Here is a 16,147-nt window from a genome sequence, read left to right as displayed (position 1 = left end):
TGGTCATGGCACTGATGGAAGGACACGGTCATGGAGACACCACATTCCCTTATGACGCGACGCTACCCGCCGCCCGACCGGGAGACGCTGGCACGTGCCACGCTCACCTACTGCCTCGATGGGGCGGACGCGATCATGTACGCCACCATCAAAGGGGCGGGCAGCGGGACGGAGGCGTTGAAGCTCATCATCGGGTCACGACCCGGCAACGCCGGCGCGGCGGCCACGACGGCGAGGAAAGAACTCGACCACGTGTTCGCCGTCGGCCTGGCCAGATGGGGTAGCAGGATCACGCCGCAAGGCACGCGCGCGTTCCGCAAGGCGCTCGCCGGATGGCATGCGCGCCTCGACACCCTGCCCACCCTCGACTGGGAGCATCTCGACGGCTGGTTCACGATGGACGGCGCGCAATGGATCATCGGACCGGCCAGCCCATACTGGCCGCACCAGCTGCAGGATCTGTCCACGCGACGCGACTGGGCGTCGCCCCTCTGCCTGTGGGGCGTCGGCGACGTGCGCGCGCTCGTCAGCTGCGCGAAACCCATCGCCGTCGTCGGCTCGCGCGGTGCCACCGACTACGGGCGCGCCGTGGCGCGCGAAGTGGCGATGCGATGCGCGGCCGCCGGACATCTCATCGTCTCCGGCGGAGCGCTCGGCACCGACGCGGCCGCCCATTGGGGCGCGCTCGCCGCGGCGGACGAACGCGCATGGAGAAGCCGCGGCGACATGACCGATCCGGATGATGCGGATCCCGCGCGCGGCGTAGGGCGAACCGTCGCCGTGTTCGCGGGCGGGCTCAACCACATCGGCCCATCCACGAACCTGCTCCTGTTCGAACGGATGGTCGAACAGGGCGGTGTGCTCATCAGCGAACTGTGCCCGGGCACCATCCCCGAGGCGCGACGGTTCCTGTTGCGCAACAGGATCATCGCCGCGCTCGCCTCCACCGTCGTCGTCGCGCAGGCGAGGCTGCGCTCCGGCGCGCTCAGCACCGCCAACTGGGCGAACGACCTCAACCGGGAGGTGATCGCCGTGCCCGGCCTCATCACCATGCCGCACAACGCCGGATGCAACAGGATCATCGCCGACCATCAGGCCATGTTGCTCGCCTCCGTCGAGGAGATCGACGAACTCGTCCACCCCGCGCACCGGCCCGAGCTGGGGGAGGAGCCGTGGAAGAAGCCGGAAGCGGCGGGAGACGACGGTACCGGCGGAGACAGTATGGACGGAGACGGTACGGACGGAGACGGGAAAGCCGACAGGGCGCCCGAACCTGCGAGCGATGCAGGAGGGGGAGTCGCAGCCGACGGTGACTCGGCCACGGAACGGGAGGATGCGCTCGCCGCATCGCAACGGGCCGTGCTGACGGCCATCCGTTCATGCAGACGCCGGCGCACGCCCGTCACGCCGGATGTGCTGCTGGCGCGTCTTCGCGAGGACGATCCGGATGCCGCCATGCCGCGGCTGCTTGCCGACCTGGGCGAACTGGAGGCGCTTGGCCTCATCCGACGCGAACAGGGGGAGGTGAGGCTGGTTCGAGGAACGGCGGGAACATGATCGGCATGGCCGCGGCCGGAGTCGGGGAAAGACCGCAGACGATGTCGGACGACCCGTCTCCGGCGTCTACTCCCGCCACTGGCAATGATCGAGATCGACCCGCCAACCCGGTGCTCCCGCCGGCTTCGCCGCCGGCGGGACGAACACGACGCCTTCATCCTCGAGCAGGACACGCTGCTCGTCCGGGCCGCCGAACGCGAACCCGGGCGCGAGCGAACCATCGCGGAACACGACGCGATGGCAGGGGATCACGCCCGGCTCCGGATTGGCGTGCAGCGCGTAACCGACCATGCGCGCGTTGCGCGGCGCGCCCGCCAACGCCGCCACCTGCCCATACGTGGCGACCATGCCGCGCGGGATGCGGCGCACCACCGCGTACACGCGTTCATTGAACGAAGAGGAACCCATGCCCTCCAGTCTACGGCCGGTGGCATCGCATCCGGAGGAACGGCGCAGGGACGGGGCACGACGGGACGGAACACGACGGAACACGACCGGTTGTCATCCGACGGACGACGACAATACCGTTGCCGCGGCGCGTCCGGTGCTACCGTGAAAACGGGAGCCGGAACGCCGCGCACCGACGCGCGACCGGAAGGAACCCAAGGAGGGGAAAGCACCATGAACGCCGACGACCGGGCATCCGCCGCACCCGCGCACGACACACGTCCCATCGTCACCATCGGACTGCTCGACAACGACCCGTTCGCGCTCGCCTTCCTCGAACGCACGATCACCGAACTCATGGGCGAGGCGCGCGTCATCTGGAAGACCACATCCGGACGCGACGCGCTCGCCCGCTGCCTCTCCCCGGACACCGCGCCGAACGTGCTCCTGACGGACATGAGCATGGATGAACTGTCCGGCCCCGCCGTCTGCCGTGCCATCCGCGTGAAGACCGCACGCGTCGCCATCCTCGCCGTCACCTCGTTCTCGCTCGCCGTCTACGCGTCCAAAGCCGCCGATGCCGGCGCACAGGGCATCGTGCCCAAAGCCGTCGAAACGCCGATCGTCGAGGCGATCCGCACGCTCGCCGCCGGCGGCACATGGCCGTCCGGCGCGACGGACGCCACATTCGAGACGGCCGCCGCCGCGCACGCTCGTCTCGCCGGAAGCCGCATGCCACGCCGCTTCCTCCTGTCGGACCGGGAGGCCGAAGCCATGAACCTGTGCTCGCGCGGCCTCGACACGGTCCGGATCGCCGCCGACATGCAGGTGGGCGTCTCCACCGCCAAAACCTACCTGACACGCGCCATCCACAAGCTCGGCGTCTCCACACGCGGCCAGGCCGTTGCCCTGTGGACGGGCTCGATGGAGGACGAACGATGAACGCCGTGCCGGAAAGGGACGCGGATTCCGGCGGCGTGCCGTCCCGTCCGTTCCATTGGCTGCGCGCGCATTGGTTCCGCCTGGCCATCGCCGCGTTCACCCTCGCCACCACGCTGATCGAATGGGCGGCGATCCCGCCGGTCTACCCGTTGAACTTCCTGTTCTCGGGGCTTTCGGTCATCGCCATTGTGCTCTCGCCGTTCCTTCCGCGGATCTCGGGTTGGTTCATCATCATGACCGTGGTGGCCAGACTGTTCGTGCTTGACCTGTCCGGACCGAACCCGCTGTGGGCCGCGTATCTGGCGCTCGCGGTCATCGGATACGACAGCGCCATCCCCGTGGCCGTCGGCGCGCTGCTCACGGTGATCATCGCCGAATGTGTGCCGGTCGCCTTGAACACGTTCAACGCGCTGTCAGCCACATGGATCGGCATGGTCAACTACATCGGCATGTTCACGCTCGCCGCGATGGGCGGCATGTCGTTCCGATGGCGCCGGCAACGCGACGAGATGCGTGAACGGGCCGTGGCCCTGGAACGCCGGCAATGGGAGCTCGACACGCTGCAGCGCAACACGCGGCTCGCCTCGCGCATCCACGATTCCGCGTCCGGCGGGCTTTCCTACATCGCGTTGACCGCGCAACGCGAGCTGCGGCGCATCGGCGACGACGCGGCGCATGCGGGCGAACGCGAGGATTGGCGGTTCGTCAACGAGCAGGCGCTGTCCGTGCTCGACGAGATCCACCATGTCATCGATTTGCTCGAGCGGCCATTATCCTCCGATGGCGATGGGCGGCAGGTTCCGGCGGCACCGGATCGTCACGCTTCGCCGGACGTCGACCTCCCTCCGACACCTCGCACCGCCTCCCACCGGCGTGAGGACGTATCGACCGCCGCACGGGCGGCCGAAGCCAGGCTCGCGCGTCTCGGCTTCCATGGCCGGTTCGACCTGCACGGCGAAACGGACGACGATTGCTCCGCGGAGTCGCTGACGGCCGCAGCCAACCTCATCGACGAGATCGCGGCGAACATCACCCGGCACATGAGCCCGGATGCAGGCGAATACCGCTGCGTCATCACCTTCGGCGAAAACGCCGTCGAGATCATGGAGACCAATCCGATCGCCCCGCAAAACGATGCCGCACGGAACGCCGGTGACGGCATGCCGGACGCCCCCAGGCCGCATGGCAGCGGACTCGCCTTGCACCGGCGCATCATCCGGGGGATGGGAGGCGAACTCAACACCACGGCCGAAGACTGCGACTGGATACTGTACGCCCGCATCCCCACGCGCCCAGGTCCGGCACGTCACCGGGAGCGTGCATCATGACCGGGCCCCACGGCGACGACCGACCACGCAGGCGCGCCCATCGGACACGGCTTCACAGCCTCGTCGCCGGCCTCGATCGTCCGCATCGTCGCATGCTGACGGCCGTCACGTTCCTCGTCGCATGCATCGCCATAGCCGTGCCGCTGGCCGCATCGCTTCCGCAGCCGTGGAGCGGCGTGGCGGCCGACGCGCGCGACGGGGCCAGCCGCACGTTGGCCACGGGCAGCGACCACCCCGAATTCACCGGTCCACACAAGTACGAGATGTTGGACGCATGGAACAACCTGCACACCGAACTCGGGCGAAGCATACTCGAAGACGGCGTGGTGACGCCGGACGAACTCGCCGAAGTGCGCAAGGCCTACAACGCGTGCCTGTCCGTCTACGGAATGCAGGCCAAGACGATCACGGACGGCGACGGCGAACCCATCGGCGAGAGCGTCGTACCGGTCCGGGGTTCGATGGACGGCCTGCGGCGATCGGCCGTCATCGACCAATGCCGCACCGAATCCGATTACCGGTGGCTGGCGCCGTTGGCCGGCGCGTAACCGCGTGGACTACGGCAATGTGATGGTTTCCGGGCTTCCATACCTATGCTGGAAACGAACGAGGAGGTCATCATCGAGCAGGGAGGTCATCATGGTCGGTCGGGGAATGGACGAGAAGCGCATGCGACACGATGTCCGTCATGCGCTTGCACTGCTGGTATCCGCAGCTCTGTTTGCGTCCTGCGCGGCTTGCGGTTCGCCGTCGAGCATCGGCGGAAGCACCATCGAGTCACGCGCCGCGAACGGCGAGCCCACCTTCTCTGGGCCATATGCCGCCGAATTCACGCAGGAGTACAAGAAGGCTCCCACCGACCTGGCACGCGGTATCCTCAAGGACGGCAAGATCACGCAAGCCGAAGTGCAGGAGGCCTACGACTCCTACAACAAGTGCCTTGAACCATACGGACTGCAGGCCACCTGGAGCGTGGAACAAGGAGAATCCATGATCCAATTCCGTGGGTCGATGTCCGACGACGAACAGCTCAAGGTCATGGACCAATGCCATGCCGAAACCGGTGCGGGCAACATCTCCAGCCTGTATGCCGACATACAGAGCAATCCCGACCATATCGACCAGGTCGCCTTCGAGCGCAAGGTCTATCAATGCTTCGTCAAGCATGACCTGCTTCCGAGCCCCATCAGCGAGAACGAATACATGAGTACGTTGAGCACGGTAGGTCTCACCGACCAGAGCCGGTCCGAAGCCAATCTCAAACGTTGGCACGAGTTCTTCGGCGAATACATGAGCACCACGTTCGACGGCCAACCCAATCCGAACTACAAATACGACCAGAATTCAGTGCAGGGCCAGCAATTCTGGGCCTGCCAGCAAGACCCGCTGCATCAATGACGGTGGCATCGGACGAAGACGAGGGGACAAGCGCCGACCCTTCAGGAACCGTCAGGGGCGGAGTGGACGGCGACCGGCTTCCATGGCGGAAAGCCGGTCGCCGTCCACTCCATCCGGTCACTTCACCAGACCGGTGAGCTCGCCGAGGTTCAGCTCGAAGCTCACGCCGCGCTCCTCGAAGTTCGGCTGGTGGCGGGTGCTCTCCATCGCATGGCGCACGAACTCGCCGGCGATCCTCGCCGACTCGGCGAGACCGCGGCCTGCCAGCACCGCGCCGCACAGGGCGGAGGCGAACGCGTCGCCCGTGCCGTGGATCATGTACGGCAGCTTCTCGTGCGCGAGCTCGATCTTGTTCTCCGCGCCGGTGGAGGCGCTCGCCACGTAGTTGACGATCCTGCCGTCGCCATGGTCGATGCCCTTCAGCACCACGTTCTTCGCACCGAGCTTCAGCAGCGCGTCCAGCAGGTCGGTGACGGCCGCGTCATCCAGATCCTGGCCCGGATAGTCGCGCTTCGTGAGGATCGACGCCTCCGTCAGGTTCGGCATGAGCACGTCCGCGCCGTCCGCCAGCGCGCCCATCGCCTCGCACAGCTCCGGCGTGTACGTCGGGTACATCTGGCCCGCGTCGCCCATCACCGGGTCGACCAGACGCAGCGCCTTCGGGTATTCGCGGTACAGGCGCTGGATCAGCGCCACCTGCTCGGCGGAGCCGAGGAAGCCGGAGTACACGCCGTCCAGGTCCACGTTCTCCTTGCGCCACGCGTCGAGGTAGCCGGGCAGGATCTCCGTCGTGTCATGGAAGGTGAACACCTCGTAGCGCGTGTGCGCGGAGAACAGCGCGGTCGGCACCGGGCACACGTCGCAGCCGGCGGCGGACAGGATCGGGATGGCGGCGGTCAGCGAGCACTTGCCGTAGCCGCACATGTCGTGCACGGCGGCCACGCGCGGGATATACAGGGGGTCGCGGTCATACAGGGTGACGTCGGTCATGGGAACTCCAATCGACAATCGGACGAAAAAACTTGCAGCATCGACGAGCGTAGTCGCGTCGGCGGCGGGGGAGCGGGCGCCATCCACATTGCGGGTGGACGACACCCGACCCCGCGTGACGGTCGTCACGGCGTGTCGCACGGTTCGCGGCGATGAATCCGGCGATCGCGACACCCCGCGACGCCAATGATGCCAACGGATGATAAGCCCCTATAGGCAACCCCGATAACGTCGGGCTTGCGGCGCGCGGGGGACGGGTCGTACCTTCATAACCAACACCTCGCCAACCGCCGAACACGGCCGGCGGGTGACGAAGAAACAAGACCTCGCGACCAACCGACAAGGAGCACGACATCATGGCCGAGAAGAACAAGAACTACCGTTTCGAGACGCTGCAGCTGCACGTGGGTCAGGAGCAGGCCGACCCGGCCACCGACTCCCGCGCGGTGCCGATCTACGCGACCACCTCCTACGTCTTCCACAACTTCGACCACGCGGAGGCCCGCTTCGGCCTCGCCGACCCGGGCAACATCTACGGTCGTCTGACCAACTCCACGCAGGGCGTGTTCGAGGACCGCATCGCCGCCCTCGAAGGCGGCACCGCCGGCCTGGCGGTCGCCTCCGGCGCCGCGGCCGTCGAATACGCGGTGCGCAACATCACCCAGTCCGGCGACCACATCGTCGCCGCGAAGAACATCTACGGCGGCACCTTCAACCTGCTGCGCCACACCCTGCCGCGCGACGGCATCACCACCACTTTCGTCTTCGCCGAGAACCCGCAGGAGTTCGAGGACGCCATCCAGGACAACACGAAGCTCGTCTACTTCGAGACCTTCGGCAACCCGAACGCCGACCTGCCGGACTTCGAGGCCATCTCCGCGATCGCCCACAAGCACAACCTGCCGGTGATCGTCGACAACACGTTCGCCACCCCGTACCTGTTCCGTCCGCTCGAGCACGGCGCCGACGTCGTGGTCGAATCCGCCACCAAGTTCATCGGCGGCCACGGCACCACGCTGGGCGGCGTGATCGTCGAAGGCGGCAACTTCGACTGGAACGCCGTCCCGGGCAAGTTCCCGACCCTCACCGAGCCGGATCCGTCCTACCACGGCCTGAACTTCTACGAGGCGCTCGGCGGTGCCGCGTTCGTGACCCGCATCCGCGCCATCCTGCTGCGCGACACCGGCGCCACCCTGAGCCCGTTCGCCGCGTTCCTCCTGCTGCAGGGCACCGAGACCCTGTCCCTGCGCGTCGAGCGCCACGTCGAGAACGCGCTCAAGGTCGTCGAGTACCTGCAGACCGTGCCGGAGGTCGAGTCCGTCTCCCACCCGGCGATCGAGGGCCGTCCGGACCACGAGCTGTACAAGAAGTACTTCCCGAAGGGCGCCGGCTCCATCTTCACGTTCGACATCAAGGGCGGCAAGGACGCGGCGCGCGTCTTCATCGACAACCTGCACCTGTTCAGCCTGCTCGCCAACGTGGCGGACGCCAAGTCCCTGGTCATCCACCCGGCCTCCACCACGCACTCCCAGGAGACGCTGGAGGAGCTCGAGGACCAGGGCATCCACCAGGGCACCATCCGCCTGTCCATCGGCACCGAGAACATCGAGGACATCCTCGACGACCTCAAGGGCGGCTTCGAGGCCGTCCGCGCCTCCGGTCTCGCCAAGTGAGCCGCGCATGAGGGAACCCCCATCCGTATGAAGGGGCGTCGCCACGGGTCATGACGCGGCGATGTGACGGTGGGTGATTCTTCAGGGAAGGCTCCCGGGCGGCAAACCCGGCAAGGGCGGTGTACGACGATTCCACGTCGTGCACCGCCCCTTTGCGTTGCGCGACGACGCGCATCGAGACGATATGGGCAGGACACGGTGCGTCCGGGCACCGGCCCTGCCCGCGCATCATCCTCAGGGATGACGCGCACCAAGCCGGAACCATCCCCGCGCACGATGGGGCGCGTGGGACAACACCCATATCGTGGAGACCCATACGCCGGGCGAGGTGCCCGGCCCGACATATGGGAGCAACGACATGGACGAGACCGCGACTTCCGCCATCCGGGCGATCCGACTGACCAAGGACTACGGCGAAGGCGACAACGTCGTGCACGCGCTGCGCGGCGTGGACGCGAGCTTCGAACAAGGACGGTTCACCGCGATCATGGGACCGTCCGGCTCCGGCAAATCCACGCTCATGCACACGCTCGCCGGACTCGACTCGGCGACCGGCGGCCACGTCATCTTCGAAGGCCGCGACCTGACCCGCATGGACGACAGGCAGCTCACCCTGCTGCGCCGCGACCGCATCGGCTTCATCTTCCAAAGCTTCAACCTGCTGCCGATGTTCACCGCCGAACAGAACATCCTCATGCCGTTGACGCTCGCCGGCGCCAAACCGGACCGCGCATGGTTCGACCTGCTCGTCACCACGCTGGGACTCGGCCGACGCCTGGACCACCGTCCGAACGAGCTGTCCGGAGGCCAGCAGCAGCGCGTCGCCATCGCCCGCGCGCTCATCACCAAACCCTCCCTCGTGTTCGCCGACGAACCCACCGGCAACCTCGACTCCGTGTCCAGCGCCGAAACGCTCGCGTTTCTCAGACGTTCCGTCGACGAGCTCGGCCAGACCATCATCATGGTCACGCACGACGCCGTCGCCGCCTCATACGCCGACCGCGCCATCGTGTTCGCCGACGGCCGCATCGTCGCCGACGAACCCCACCCCACCGCCGACCGCATGAACCGGCTGCTCATGGCGGAACGCCAAGCCGCGATTGCCGCCGAAGAGCGATCGGAGGCCACCGAACCGCCGGCACCGCCGCGGCGGCCCTCCACAATCCGAGGCACCCATGCCGCCGCCCACGCCGGCGCGCACCGTGCCGGCTCCCGCCGCCACGCCCGCTGACCGAACCGACCCACGCAAGCAAGGACAACCCATGTTCCGCATCACCGTGAACCTCATGCGCGCAACCGCCCGCATGCTCATCCCCGCCGGCATCGCCGTGCTCATCGGCACCGCGTTCATCGCCTCCACGTTCCTGTTCGGCAACGCCATGAACGACTCCCTCATCCGCCAGCAGACCGCCATCTACGCCGGAGCGGATGCGATGGTCCTGACCGACCTGCCCGAACATCCCACCGACAGGCAGAGCGACGAGGCGTACTCGCGCACCGTGGCCGACTACCATCTCGACCGCATGCGCGCCGTCGAAGGCGTCGAAGGCGCACGCGCCGTCACATCCGCCACCATCGGACTGTCCCACGGCACCCGCCACGCCACCGGCTACGCCATCAACACGGGTGAGACGAGCCTGCTGCCCGTGACCGTCACGCACGGCGAGCGACCCATCGATGGCCATGGGATCGCCCTGCCCGAACATGTCGCCGGACAACTCGGCCTGCATGTGGGCGACACGGTACGGGTCACGCCCCGCTCGAACACCGGCGGCGGAGGTACTGACAGCGGGGATACCGGCGGAAACCGGAACATCACCGCCGGCGTCGAAGCGCGCGTGACTGGTCTGACCGACGACCCCAACGGCGCCTACGCGTACGACGGCGGCGCCTCCATCCTCTCCGATGATCTCATGGCCTATGTCAACGGCGTCGCCGACTTCGACCAGGTCAACGCCACCTCCGTCTACCTCGACCTCGACGCCCACGCCGACACGGCCGCCATCAGGCGTCTCCTGCCCCGGTACAGCCGGCTCGTGGACCGCGACGAGGCAAACCGGCTCGCCGTGGAATCCCTCAGCGCCAACGGCACCAGCGTCGTCACCACGTTCCTCATGAGCTTCGGCGTACTCGCCCTGCTCGTCGCTGCGCTCGTCATCGCCAACACGTTCCAGGTGCTCGTCGCCCAGCGCCGCCGCATCCTCGCCCTGCTGCGCGCCATCGGCGCCGACCGCCGACAACTGTACGCGTCCGTCCTCTGCGAGGCCGGAATCCTCGGCCTCATCGCCTCCCTGCTCGGCGTCATGCTCGGCATCGGACTCATGGCACTGCTGTGCGCCACCGGCGTCATGAAGACCACCGGAGCGCCCATGCGCCTCATCGTCACATGGCCCGTCATCGCCGTACCCGTCGCCTTCGGCCTGTTCATGACCGTCATCGCCTCGTTGGGCCCCGCACACGCCGCCACCTCGGTCACGCCGCTCGAAGCGCTGCGTCCCATCGAACTGACCGAAACCGCACATCGCGGACGCGCACGTGCCGTCCTCTCCGCCATCATGCTCGTCGTCGGCATCGCGTTATGCGCGTTTGGCACATGGCAGACGCGCCTGTCCGCCACCGGACACGCATCCCTCGTCGACGACCATTATCCCGCCGTCCTGCTCGCCACCATGGGAGGATGCGCGCTCACGTTCATCGCGCTCATCATCTCCGCCGTCCACTGGATGCCCGCCCTCATGCGCGGCGCCGGCGCGCTCGCCGCTGCGACCGGCCCCAGCGCCGCCATCGCCCACGCCAACATCCAGAAGAACCCGCGCAGGATCGCCTCCACCGGCGCCGCCCTCCTCATCGGCATCACCCTCGTCTCCGCCATCGCCACCGGCGCCGCCAGCGCCAAAACCACCATGGCCGACGCGCTCGCCACACGCTACAGCGTCGACATGATCGCCACCGGCACCGGCATGACCGAGGAACAGAGCCGGCAGGTACGCCACGTCAAAGGCGTCGGACGCGTCCTAGACGCGCCGACTGCCCTGCGCCACGTCACCGACGACCAAGGCCACGGCCTCGACGTCCTCATCGTCGGCGTCCCCGGCGTCGACAGCCTCGCGAAGGTCATGCACGCCGACCTGACCGGCGTCACCCTGAGCGACCGCGACATCCTCATGCCCCGGCAGGACTTCGGCGGTGCCGGCATCGACTTCGGCCGCACCCACACGGCCGATCTCACCGCCACGGACGTCGCCGCCGGCAACGATGTCACCAATCCCGCCGCGACCGCGGGCGTGTCCGGACTCGATCTCACCGTCGTCCAGGCCGACTACCGGCGCGTCTCCTCCGTCTACGACGCCGTCGCCTTCGTTACCGCCAGCCACTTCGCCGACGGCGACCTGCCCGAACAGGGGCGCATCCTCCTCATGACCGCCGACCCGGACGCCAACCCCAACGGCGTCGCCGGCATCATCGACGGAGTCCGTGAAGCCCTGAACGCCACACCCGACGCCAACGTCACCGGCCCCATCGCCGAACGCAATATGTGGGACACCAGCATCGACGCCATGATGGCCCTGCTCGTCGGTCTCATCGCCGTCGCCGTGCTCATCGCCCTCATCGGCGTGGCCAACACGCTCAGCCTGTCCGTCATCGAACGCACCCGCGAATCCGCCACCCTGCGCGCCATCGGCATGACCCGCGGCCAACTGCGCCGGTCCCTCGCCGTCGAAGCGCTCCTGCTCTCGCTCGTCTCCGGTGTGGCCGGCGTAACGATCGGTACCCTGTTCGGATGGCTCGGCTCCTACATGGTGTTCAGCCTCTACGGCACCGTCGCCATGCCCTTCGCATGGAAGACCAACGGCGCCGTCCTCGCGGTCTCGGCGCTCGCCGCCCTTCTTGCCAGTCTCCTGCCCGCGCGCCGCGCCGCGAACACCCCGCCCGTCGAGGCGCTAGCCGAAGCCTGACGGGAAACCGGAGCCGCCGGGCGACCCATAGCTATGGGTCGCCCGGCCGTTCGTCGTTCGCCTCGTAGCGTCTTCCCGGCGCGTCATGCCGCCGATTCGTCCGCACCGGCCAATCGCTCACACCAGCCGGTTGTCATAGGCGAACACCACCGCCTGCACGCGGTCACGCGCGTTGATCTTGGCGAGGATATGCGCCACATGGGTCTTCACGGTCGGCAGGCTGATGAACAGCTTGTCGGCGATCTCCTGATTGCTCAGACCGTGGGCGACCTCCACCAGCACCTCGCGTTCACGGTCGGTGAGCAGTTCCAGTTCCGGATCGGTGTAGACGGGGCGCGCATGGGCGTCGGAACCATTGGAGGCGTCGGACCCGTCGGAGTCGTCGGGCGTCTGGGAGCCGGCCGAGGCATGGTCGGCCGCGGCGGTGCCGGTCGCGGGGCCCGACGCCCGACCATCAGCGAACATCCTCTCGATGAGCCGTTTCGTCGCGGACGGCGCGATGACCGCGTCCCCGCGGAACACGGTGCGGATCGAATTGAGCAGCGTCTCCGGTTCCGTATCCTTCAACAGGAACCCCGAGGCTCCGGCGTTGATCGCCGCCATCACATATTCGTCCAGATCGAACGTCGTCAGGATGATTACGCGCGTCGCATGCGCTCGCGGAGTCTCGTCGCCGGCGTCGGACGTGCCGGAACCCGCCACGGCGCCGGCATCATCGGTGTCGGTGCTGGTGTCGGTGCTGATGATGCGACGCGTGGCCTCGATGCCGTCCATGCCGGGCATGCGCACGTCCATCAGCACCACGTCTGGGTGCAGCCGTTCGGCCAACGCCACGGCGCGGCCGCCGTCGCCGGCCTGCCCGACCACGTCCATGTCCGGCTGCGAGCCGATGACCATGGCGAACCCGGCCCTCACCAGCTCCTGATCGTCGGCGATGACCACTCGAATCCTGTCGTTCCCACTCATACCGAACCACCCTACCCGGTGTCCCGAATCCGGCGGGCGGTCGGAGGGTATACGGAGGGCTGTTTCGGTCCCCGATTCCTCCCCGGGTCGATTGGATCAGTCACATCCATCCCGGAGTCGACCGTTCTCCCGTTCGCCCGAACGCCTGCCCAATTGGTCGTCCAACGGCGCCATCGGGGTGAGCAGCATATCCGCTTCGGCATGTTCGTGCGTCGCATCGCTGAATCCGGTCTCGCGCAGCACGGCGAGCAGCCCGCGCATGTGCGCCAACGCCTCGCGCCCCTGCGCGCCGATGCCGGCGAACGATGCGGCGATGCGTTCCGGCGAAGGCGCGGGCTTCCCATCGAGCATCGCCAGTCCTTCGTCGGCGCGGTCGATGACCGTGTCGAGCGTCGCCGCGACCTCGGAACGCATGGCGGCGCCGATGCGTTCGCGTTCCATACTCGCCGCAAGCACCTTCCGACGATCCTCCTCGGCGCGCAGCGCCTCCTCGCGCTGGCGCAGCACCAACACATCGGAGCCGCTCGAACGACGCCACGCGGCCATCGCCATGCACGCCAAACACAACAACAACATCACGCCGCCGGCCAGCAGCCCGCCGAGCGCCACCTCCCAGGCCGGCTTGCCGCCATCACCCCGCAGCAGCGCGTGAACAAGCGAATCATAGCCGGCCCGTCCGGCCACGAACCGCGCCCCGAACAGCCACGAATCGAACGCCGCGCAACACAACACCCAGCGCCAGGCCCTGTCGTGCCCGTACAACACCGCCGAATACACCGACGCCAACGCGAACACGTTCACGGCGAGCATCGAGGGGGCGAACAGCAACTCCACGGCGGACATGACCGCCATCGCCAGGGCGGCCGACTCCGGGAACCGGCGGCGGAACGCGTACGGCGCGAGCAGGGCGGCCGTCACGGCCACGGCGACCGCGCGCCTCGCCGGCAGCGAGGCGAACGTGGCGGAGGCCAGTCCCGAATCGTTGAACGTCGCAGAGCGGAACATGAGCGTCAGCAGCACCGCGGCCAGCATGTCCATGAGCAGATAATGCCGTTCGGTCCACCACGCCACCCGTCCGATGCGCGACCCACGCGCCACGCCGGCGGACGCGTCGCCATCGGAACCCACATCGATGCCGGACAGGCGGGAGCGCAGCGACGACAGGCCGGCGTGCAGCTTCGACAGGATCTCCGGCACGGCGTCGTCGGGCCTCGCGGAATCGACGGAGCCGACGGAACCGACGTGGGTGGGACGGCCGGAACGGTCGGGGGAGGAGCGGCGGTCAGGCAGCAGCGGAACCGTCGCGGCGACCGTGAACCCGCCTGCGGGCGACGGTCCGGCCTCGATGCCGCCTCCCGTCGCGACGATGCGCTCGCGCATGCCGACCAGACCATATCCGGGCGCATGGCCGTCGACGGCGGAGGACGCTCCCACGCCGTCGTCATGGATGACCACCTCCAGCGAATCCGACCCCCAGGTCTCGTCCATCGTCACATGGGCGCCGTCGCCCGCATGCCTGCGCACGTTGGACAACGATTCCTGCACGAGACGGAACACGGCGGTGTCCGCATCGGGGGAGAGACGATCCGGACGCGCGTCGCCGCGCACGTGACGCACGACCGGCGGATGGCCGTCGAACAGGTCGGGGATATCCGCGTAGCCGGTGCCCGCCCGTCCGCCGAACACGTCGAACAGGCGGTGCATGTCGCGTTGGGCGTGCGCCGCCTCGCGGCGAATCGTCGTCATCGTACGTTTCGCCACGGCGAGATCGTGCGCGCCGGCGTACCGTCCCCCATCCGACTGGACGATGATCGTCGATAGGGTATGCGCCACCACATCGTGCATATCGCGGGCGATGCGGGCGCGTTCTGCCAGCCGTGCGATGCGCGTCTCCTCGACCTCGCGTGCGGCGATCGACTCGTTGCGCTCGCGAATGGCCCTGAGCGTGGCCAGCCGAGCACGCTGCCAGAACGCCATGATGATCACGCTGGCCAGACACGCCGCTACAAGCAGGAGCAGGAGTCCCGCGTCAATCGCGATCCTGCCGGCACAGCTCGCCGATTGCGCGCCGAACACGCCGCTGGTCGACGAACGGCACGTCGGCGTGGACGATGCCGTCGGCGGCCAGGCGGCCGGACCTCCTGCCCCGTTGAGCAACGGTCCTAGATTGAACGCCAGCGACCAGGCGAGGGAAGCGACCGCACCCATTACGAACGCGGCGATGATGAAACGCGGGGCGTGGCGCGGATCGCCGTGCAGCAACACCGAATACAGCATCAGCAGGGAAACGAGATCTGTGTACGCGACCGCAGGGCCGAACACGAGATGGGCCGCGCACAGCGCGACGAACAGCCATGCGGCCATCTCGGGCCGCCACCGACGCATCGCCGCCGGCACGAGTATGGCGATTGACCATACCTGCATGGCATGCATGGTCGCGGGGAACAACAGCTCCGGGACGGTGCCCGGGTCGGTGTCGCCCGTCAGCAGCAGGCAGAACCCCGCCATCGCCGCCGCGAGCAACGCATCCACGACCAGCACATGCGAGCGGCCCCACGCTACGATACGTCCCATCACAACACCCATACGCCCAAGGCTATCGCGGGGCGGGTTCCCTCGCCATCATGCCTGAGGATGAGCCGGGAAAGGAGATGCACGACGGAATACACGGGATGCACGGTCGTCGAGGTGCGATCTGCATGGTTCAGGAGCGGACCTGTACGGTTCGGGAGACTACCTGTATGGTTTGGCAATGGTTGTGTACGGTTCGAGGACGAACCTGTAGGTTTTTCGGTCGAACCTGCATGGTGCGGTGCTGAAGAGATCGGTCGCGGCGGTGGAGACAATCACGCGGACCCGCGGAAAATGGCCGATACGGCATCGAGCATCATCGGAGAATCAGGCCGTCTGTCTGAGGGAGCCATGCAGATAGGGGCTCCGATCCTACAGT

Annotated in this window: 12 protein-coding genes; 8 read left to right on the top strand and 4 right to left on the bottom strand. The window is 67.7% G+C overall.

The features are described from left to right. Positions 1–30 precede the first annotated feature (30 nt). On the top strand, positions 31–1,557 hold the full coding sequence (locus BSTEL_RS09600; protein WP_193788497.1) for a DNA-processing protein DprA: 1,527 nt from the start codon (positions 31–33) through the stop codon (positions 1,555–1,557). Between the two features lie 66 nt (positions 1,558–1,623). On the opposite strand, the gene BSTEL_RS09595 is transcribed toward BSTEL_RS09600, so the two are convergent. After that, positions 1,624–1,965: an MGMT family protein gene (locus tag BSTEL_RS09595; protein ID WP_034529974.1), complete on the bottom strand. Its 342-nt coding sequence runs from the start codon at positions 1,963–1,965 to the stop codon at positions 1,624–1,626. 213 nt (positions 1,966–2,178) lie between these two features. On the opposite strand from BSTEL_RS09595, the gene BSTEL_RS09590 reads away from it, so the two are divergent. The 4 genes from BSTEL_RS09590 to BSTEL_RS09575 all read left to right on the top strand — a co-directional run bounded on the left by BSTEL_RS09590 (position 2,179) and on the right by BSTEL_RS09575 (position 5,612). Further along, positions 2,179–2,886: a response regulator transcription factor gene (locus BSTEL_RS09590; RefSeq protein WP_034529973.1), complete on the top strand. Its 708-nt coding sequence runs from the start codon at positions 2,179–2,181 to the stop codon at positions 2,884–2,886. Beyond that, positions 2,883–4,214: a sensor histidine kinase gene (locus BSTEL_RS09585; RefSeq protein ID WP_034529972.1), complete on the top strand. Its 1,332-nt coding sequence runs from the start codon at positions 2,883–2,885 to the stop codon at positions 4,212–4,214. The genes BSTEL_RS09590 and BSTEL_RS09585 overlap by 4 nt, the downstream gene beginning before the upstream one ends. Then, on the top strand, positions 4,211–4,762 hold the full coding sequence (locus tag BSTEL_RS09580) for a hypothetical protein (RefSeq protein ID WP_156963267.1): 552 nt from the start codon (positions 4,211–4,213) through the stop codon (positions 4,760–4,762). The genes BSTEL_RS09585 and BSTEL_RS09580 overlap by 4 nt, the downstream gene beginning before the upstream one ends. Before the next feature lie 106 nt (positions 4,763–4,868). Then, complete coding sequence (locus BSTEL_RS09575; RefSeq protein WP_034529970.1) at positions 4,869–5,612, top strand: hypothetical protein; 744 nt, start codon at positions 4,869–4,871, stop codon at positions 5,610–5,612. A 117-nt stretch (positions 5,613–5,729) separates the two neighbouring features. Here BSTEL_RS09575 and BSTEL_RS09570 read toward each other — a convergent pair whose 3' ends face one another. Then, on the bottom strand, positions 5,730–6,602 hold the full coding sequence (locus tag BSTEL_RS09570) for a pyridoxamine kinase (RefSeq protein ID WP_034529969.1): 873 nt from the start codon (positions 6,600–6,602) through the stop codon (positions 5,730–5,732). A gap of 356 nt (positions 6,603–6,958) precedes the next feature. Here BSTEL_RS09570 and BSTEL_RS09565 point away from each other — a divergent pair, with 356 nt between their 5' ends. From BSTEL_RS09565 to BSTEL_RS09555, 3 genes are all read left to right on the top strand, one after another. Continuing rightward, positions 6,959–8,275, top strand: coding sequence for an O-acetylhomoserine aminocarboxypropyltransferase/cysteine synthase family protein (locus BSTEL_RS09565; protein WP_034529968.1), 1,317 nt, complete (start codon positions 6,959–6,961; stop codon positions 8,273–8,275). A gap of 358 nt (positions 8,276–8,633) precedes the next feature. Next, entirely contained in the window at positions 8,634–9,506 is an 873-nt protein-coding gene (locus BSTEL_RS09560; protein ID WP_084686247.1) for an ABC transporter ATP-binding protein, read from the top strand. 31 nt (positions 9,507–9,537) lie between these two features. Beyond that, positions 9,538–12,231: an FtsX-like permease family protein gene (locus BSTEL_RS09555; RefSeq protein WP_034530021.1), complete on the top strand. Its 2,694-nt coding sequence runs from the start codon at positions 9,538–9,540 to the stop codon at positions 12,229–12,231. Positions 12,232–12,348: 117 nt separating this feature from the next. On the opposite strand, the gene BSTEL_RS09550 is transcribed toward BSTEL_RS09555, so the two are convergent. Then, positions 12,349–13,197, bottom strand: a complete 849-nt coding sequence (locus BSTEL_RS09550) for a response regulator (protein WP_034529967.1) — start codon at positions 13,195–13,197, stop codon at positions 12,349–12,351. A gap of 96 nt (positions 13,198–13,293) precedes the next feature. After that, the gene (locus tag BSTEL_RS09545) at positions 13,294–15,771 is read right to left on the bottom strand and encodes a sensor histidine kinase (RefSeq protein ID WP_051923051.1); all 2,478 of its coding nucleotides are present in this window, start codon (positions 15,769–15,771) and stop codon (positions 13,294–13,296) included. Positions 15,772–16,147 lie beyond the last annotated feature (376 nt).

This window comes from Bifidobacterium stellenboschense, from assembly GCF_000741785.1.
GTDB lineage: Bacteria > Actinomycetota > Actinomycetes > Actinomycetales > Bifidobacteriaceae > Bifidobacterium > Bifidobacterium stellenboschense.
Note: the sequence above shows the minus strand (reverse complement) of the source record. Positions and strands in the feature narration are given on the sequence as shown.

Coding starts and splice junctions, on each gene's coding strand:
- BSTEL_RS09600 (WP_193788497.1), top strand. CDS start 31: ATGGAGACACCACATTCCCTTATGACGCGACGCTACCCGCCGCCCGAC.
- BSTEL_RS09595 (WP_034529974.1), bottom strand. CDS start 1,965: ATGGGTTCCTCTTCGTTCAATGAACGCGTGTACGCGGTGGTGCGCCGC.
- BSTEL_RS09590 (WP_034529973.1), top strand. CDS start 2,179: ATGAACGCCGACGACCGGGCATCCGCCGCACCCGCGCACGACACACGT.
- BSTEL_RS09585 (WP_034529972.1), top strand. CDS start 2,883: ATGAACGCCGTGCCGGAAAGGGACGCGGATTCCGGCGGCGTGCCGTCC.
- BSTEL_RS09580 (WP_156963267.1), top strand. CDS start 4,211: ATGACCGGGCCCCACGGCGACGACCGACCACGCAGGCGCGCCCATCGG.
- BSTEL_RS09575 (WP_034529970.1), top strand. CDS start 4,869: ATGGACGAGAAGCGCATGCGACACGATGTCCGTCATGCGCTTGCACTG.
- BSTEL_RS09570 (WP_034529969.1), bottom strand. CDS start 6,602: ATGACCGACGTCACCCTGTATGACCGCGACCCCCTGTATATCCCGCGC.
- BSTEL_RS09565 (WP_034529968.1), top strand. CDS start 6,959: ATGGCCGAGAAGAACAAGAACTACCGTTTCGAGACGCTGCAGCTGCAC.
- BSTEL_RS09560 (WP_084686247.1), top strand. CDS start 8,634: ATGGACGAGACCGCGACTTCCGCCATCCGGGCGATCCGACTGACCAAG.
- BSTEL_RS09555 (WP_034530021.1), top strand. CDS start 9,538: ATGTTCCGCATCACCGTGAACCTCATGCGCGCAACCGCCCGCATGCTC.
- BSTEL_RS09550 (WP_034529967.1), bottom strand. CDS start 13,197: ATGAGTGGGAACGACAGGATTCGAGTGGTCATCGCCGACGATCAGGAG.
- BSTEL_RS09545 (WP_051923051.1), bottom strand. CDS start 15,771: ATGGGACGTATCGTAGCGTGGGGCCGCTCGCATGTGCTGGTCGTGGAT.